General features: G+C 37.6%; 4 protein-coding genes and 1 riboswitch. All 4 genes read right to left on the reverse strand.

Annotated elements, in window-relative coordinates; genetic code table 11:
• On the reverse strand, positions 1-404 hold a 404-nt coding region (locus K8S13_RS21850), incomplete at its 3' end, for an AMP-binding protein (protein ID WP_291465842.1).
• Positions 401-649, reverse strand: a complete 249-nt coding sequence (locus K8S13_RS21855) for a phosphopantetheine-binding protein (RefSeq protein ID WP_291465843.1) — start codon at positions 647-649, stop codon at positions 401-403. The genes K8S13_RS21850 and K8S13_RS21855, both read right to left, overlap by 4 nt.
• Positions 649-1,677 (reverse strand): hypothetical protein, encoded by a 1,029-nt coding sequence (locus K8S13_RS21860; RefSeq protein ID WP_291465844.1) that lies wholly within the window; start codon positions 1,675-1,677, stop codon positions 649-651. The genes K8S13_RS21855 and K8S13_RS21860 overlap by 1 nt, the downstream gene beginning before the upstream one ends.
• A 96-nt stretch (positions 1,678-1,773) precedes the next feature.
• Positions 1,774-3,708 carry an asparagine synthase (glutamine-hydrolyzing) gene (gene asnB, locus K8S13_RS21865; protein WP_291465845.1) on the reverse strand — a complete coding sequence of 645 codons (1,935 nt, stop codon included), beginning with the start codon at positions 3,706-3,708 and terminating at the stop codon, positions 1,774-1,776.
• 362 nt (positions 3,709-4,070) lie between these two features.
• Positions 4,071-4,148: riboswitch (cyclic di-GMP riboswitch) on the forward strand.
• Positions 4,149-4,325 lie beyond the last annotated feature (177 nt).

Raw genomic sequence — 4,325 nt, forward strand, 5'->3', positions numbered from 1 at the left:
ATTTTGAAGGATTTGCTGATATCTTTAATAATCATTACCTGTAGAGTAGATAAGTTTAAATCACACGCCTTTAGCAATCGTTCAAATTTTTTTGAAGTAATGATAGCCTTGGCCTCAAGTTCTTTTAGAAGGTGATTGATACTATCAGGCTTAAGGTCATTGCTGAACGGTACTATTGTCGCACCGGTTTTCAGGACAGCATAATAGCTGATAATATATTCAATGCTATTGTCCATGATCAGTACGACAATATCTTGATCTGTGATATTGTGATTCAGCAGAAGCCGGGCAAGTTTGTTTGCATCTGAATTGATTTGGGAATAGGTATAATGTTCTTTTTCCGATAGGACTGCTGTTTTGTTGGGATAAACAGCAGCACTGTTTTCAAGAAAATGGTGTATCATGAAGCCTTTAATAATTTTTTAAGAAATTGTTCCAGGTTATTTAAAGAATCCAGGTTTTCCGGGATCATATCCTCGTCATCTATTTCAATATCAAATTCTTCTTCAAGATATTCAACTAATTCCAGGACTCCTGTAGAATCAATAATTCCTTCTTCTAAAAAGGATGTATCATCTTTTAAATCATTGTCTTCTCCAAATAAAAAATTTTCTATAATAAAGGCTTTAATCTTATTTTTTTTCCCCATCAGGTCAATTTCTCCTCTGCATAAGCTACCATTTTAGTATTCTGTTCAGTATAAATTTTTATTAATCCTTCATCCCGGGTCATGATACCCTGTCTGACCATATTGGCAATTTCCCAGACATAGGGATGGAATCCATGACGGGAAATATGGCATTTGTTTGCAAAGGCATTAATCAGGCAATTGGATGAATTGGTATCTGTATCTTCCGGCGCCTGCCATCCAATACTTCTGAGTTCCTGTTTGATTTTTTCTTCATCATAGTCAAAAAAGGCTAAAGGATGAATATTATGGGGAAAGCTGTCTTTAAATTTTTCAAAGTATGTTTGAGGAACAAAATAGGAATTTAATGTGGCTAATAAATCCTGGGGATATGCTTTTTTAAGAGCCTCCTGATTGGGTTTGATCAGGGAAGGATTGGTTTTTAAAATGGCGGATTGAATGGGTGCCTGACCGGGTGACCAGCCAAATCCAACAAGGGGAATGGACATTTCAAGGGCGGTTTTTAAAACAATACTTTTTACCATGCCGATACAGGCGGTACAGATACTGGATGCCCTTAATAAGGTTGGTTTTGAAAAAATATCCTTTTTGGAAGTCAAAGAAAATATCTCATTTAATACAGACCATGGCGGTCTGATAATTAATGAATCCACTTTCAGCTTGTCAGTGACATTTTTGATGTTGTCAAATGCAACCGGTGATACAAAATGATTGTCAAAGGTCAGGGCAATAATTCTAAGATCATAATAGTCTTTGAGAAGTTTTAAGGTATAGGATGAATCCTTTCCTCCGCTGAATGCCACAATAATATCATATGCGGGTGCGGTTCCCTGGATATCTTTGATGAGCGAGTCCAGGCGATCTCGGTAGTCAGATTTTTTTTTAATCACTTTTGTCTGTTTGGAGAGGGACTCTTTCTGGCAATATTTGCATATGCCGCTGTTATTGAATTTAATACCGGGGAATGTTCCCGGAAGGATGCATTGTTGACAGATTTTTTCTGGAATATTCAGATCATTCAAAGTCAAGATTCCTCCTTATTGGTAACGATGTTTAGATAATGTAATAATGTATGGATCAAAGTATGTCAATTTAATAAATTTTGAGCTTTTGGTTTTAAGTTTTTAATTTGATAGATTTTTAATAAAGTGAAAGTCCAGAAGTTGAGTTGATAATATGCCGACAAGTGCCATATTTTCCCGTTCGCTTAAAAGCGTTCCTTTTTGCTGTTGGCATTTTTGCAACAAGCGAGTTGTTTTTTGGGGATCAAAATAGCCATATTCCCGGATGGTTTTTTCCGACAATAATTCATGTACATATTCATGGTAGGTTTCACCCAGAAATGCCTGGCTGATGGGGGCACGGTATGGTTGCTTGGGTCTGTTGATCAACTCGGACGGGATTTTGCCCTTTGCAGCTTTTTTAAGAATATATTTTTCCGTCATGCCGTTCATCCGGATATGGGGCGGCAGCTTGGCTGCAAATTCAATTACCCTGTGATCCAGAAACGGGTATCGTCCTTCAATGGAATTGGCCATGGCCATCCTATCTCCCTGGGAAGATAACAGATAGTTTGACATAAAAACTTTGTTTTCAATAAACTGGGCTCTTGATAAAGAGTCCCAGGACATAAAATCATCCGGCAGGGTTTTAATATACCGGTTGGTGAAATCATCCAGATCAGATGTCTGATTTTTCAGATCTTTGGAGAAAAATTGTTTCAAATGGGAAGTATTATCCCATCTGAGCATATGTGAATACACGGGAGAGTCTAAATCCATCATTCCTTTTTTAAAGAAAAGTTCTAAAAACTTGACAGCCCTTGAATTGTTTTGAGAAAAAATATAGGGGTAGAGTTTTTCAAGCAGTCTGGGACGTATTTTGGAATTTGGATTTTTGGCCCAGAATCGGCGGACCTTGTCCTCTTTAAAAATATTGTATCCGGCAAATATTTCATCTGCACCTTCTCCGGTTAAAACCACTTTAAAATTGCTTTCGCGTACAAGTTGCGACAAGAGCATGAGCGGGGCAGGGGCTGTTCTGATGATGGGGGTTTCCGTATGCCAGATAACCCTGGGAAAGATCTTGCCAATATCATTGTAAGAGCAGGATATGGTTTTATGATCTGTGCCCAGATAGTCAACTGCGGTTTTCTGAAAATGGGATTCATCAAATTGCTTGTCGGAAAATCCCACGGAAAAGGTGCACAATTTGTTATTAAAATTATTTTTCACCAAAGAACTGGTATAGGTGCTGTCAATGCCGCCGCTGAGATATGCTCCCACGGGGACATCCGCCCGGAGTCTGATACGGGTGGCATCCAGAAGAATTTGATTAAGGTCGCCTGCCCAGTCTGAAACAGGACGTTCCTGATAAGATCTTTTTCCAAAGGGTAATTCCCAGTATTGTTTTATTTCAAGGCCCTTTGTTGAAAAGCGTGCATAATGTCCGGGCGGGATCTGGAAAATATCTTTAAAACAGGTTTGATCGCCAAAGGTTGACCAGCAGGTAAAGATATCAGATAGATTTTGGGGATCAATCTGTCTTGGAATGGTATTATCTGCAAATAGGGCTTTGATTTCCGAGGCAAAGACAAGGCGGTGATGATTGTGATGGTAAAACAGGGGGCTTATGCCCATACTATCACGGCCAAGCAAAAGTTCTTCTTTGTTCAGATCCCATATTGCAAAGGCAAATTGACCATTTAGATGTTCAAATAGACTAGTGCCGAATTCTTCATACAAATGGATAATCACCTCTGTATCGGATTTTGTATAAAATTTATGGCCTTTTGATTGTAGTTGTTTTCTAAGCTCAGGATAATTGAAAATCTCTCCATTAAAGATAATCCATATGGATTTATTTTCATTGTGAATGGGTTGATCACCGCTGTTAAGATCAATGATGCTTAGACGGGTGTGAGCAAGTCCGGCAGGTCCATGGATATAAGTTCCAAAAGCATCAGGGCCTCTGTGGCGCTGAAATTCTGACATTTTTAAAAGAAGAGTTTTTTTGTTTTCAGATGATCGATAATTTATTATTCCTGCAATTCCGCACATAATGATCTCTTATTATTTCTTTAAGGTAATATGTAAGGGGTGCCTTTCTTTATAAAGGATATCAGTTTTTAGTCAAGATTTTTCCTTTACCTGCTAAACAGAAATTGTGAAATAAATTACCCTAAACTATGTAAAGTTTTACATAATTTTATGTAAAACTTTACATAGTTTCTTCAGGATCATTGACAAAATGTTAAACTTTTCATTGGGCATCATTAATAATTTAAAATTTAAAATTAAAAATTCAACAGGTGTGTTGGGCTTATCCATGTTTATTTTTGCTTTGATAAGAAAAAATAAACAACTATTTTAAATTGTGGCACCATGGTTGCAGTAACAAATATTGAAACAAATAATTATTAACCATGAAAAGCCAAACCTGATGTGAATCAGGGACGGAAAACCAACGGATCTCGATGGGAGATGGCCGGGTCGCCTTTGGAAAAAGGAGAATTTTTATGAACAAATTTTTAAAGAGCTTGTTATTGGGAATGGTGGCTAGCTTTATTGTTGTTGGTAGTGCCTTTGCGTTGGCTGTTGATGTGACTTATACTGGTGATAACATTGCAGGTTTGTGGTATATTGACAACATGTACACTGGTCAACAGGAATTGGGG

The sequence above is a fragment of the Desulfobacula sp. genome, assembly GCF_021107415.1.